This is a genomic window from Flavobacterium sp. YO64, from assembly GCF_004119505.1.
Lineage (GTDB): Bacteria > Bacteroidota > Bacteroidia > Flavobacteriales > Flavobacteriaceae > Flavobacterium > Flavobacterium oncorhynchi.
Genome location: NZ_NRQV01000068.1, coordinates 1 through 805, shown reverse-complemented (window position 1 = coordinate 805; position 805 = coordinate 1). Strand labels below are relative to the sequence as shown.

The following is an 805-nucleotide window of genomic DNA, read 5'->3' as shown; positions in this document are numbered from 1 at the left end:
ACAGGAAATATAGTTTGGTATGATGCTTCAACAGGAGGAAACGTAGTAACAGCAGCAACAGCATTAACTACAAGAACTTATTACGCGGCTTTAAAAGATGCCATAACAACTTGTGAAAGCAATGTAAGATTAGCTGTTGCAATAAATGTATCGGATCCAGGTACGCCAAATATAACAGATACAGATCAAGATTTCTGTTTAGTAAATGCACCGACAATTGCAAGTATAAATGTAAGTCCAGAAACAGGAAATATAGTTTGGTATGATGCCTCAACAGGAGGAAATGTACTAACAGCAGCAACAGCATTGACAACAAGAACGTATTATGCGGCTTTAAAAGATGCCACAACAACTTGTGAAAGCAATGTAAGGTTGGCTGTTGCAATAAATGTATCAGATCCAGGCACGCCAAATATAACAGATAAGGATCAAGAATTCTGTTTAATAAATGCACCGACAATTGGCCAACGGTACTTAATGTAAGTCCAGAAACAGGAAATATTGTTTGGTATGATGCCTCAACAGGAGGAAACGTAGTAACATCAACAACAGCATTAACGACAAGAACTTACTACGCTGCTTTAAAAGATGCCACAACAACTTGTGAAAGTAATGTAAGATTAGCTGTAGCGGTAAATGTTACAGATCCTGGTACACCAAATATTGCAGATACCGATCAAGATTTCTGTTTAGTAAATGCACCAACAATTGCAAGTATTAATGTAAGCCCAGTAACAAGTAATATTGTTTGGTATGATGCCTCAACAGGAGGAAATATAGTAACAGGGACAACAGTATTAACTAC

Annotated in this window: 2 protein-coding genes; both read left to right on the top strand. The window is 37.1% G+C overall.

Annotated features, from left to right (window positions below):
* On the top strand, nt 1-483 hold a 483-nt coding region (locus tag BOW57_RS20705; RefSeq protein WP_164973756.1), incomplete at its 5' end, for a hypothetical protein.
* Nucleotides 435-805, top strand: a 371-nt coding sequence (locus BOW57_RS20935) for a hypothetical protein (RefSeq protein ID WP_371413534.1), incomplete at its 3' end; no start/stop codon positions are given. The genes BOW57_RS20705 and BOW57_RS20935, both read left to right, overlap by 49 nt.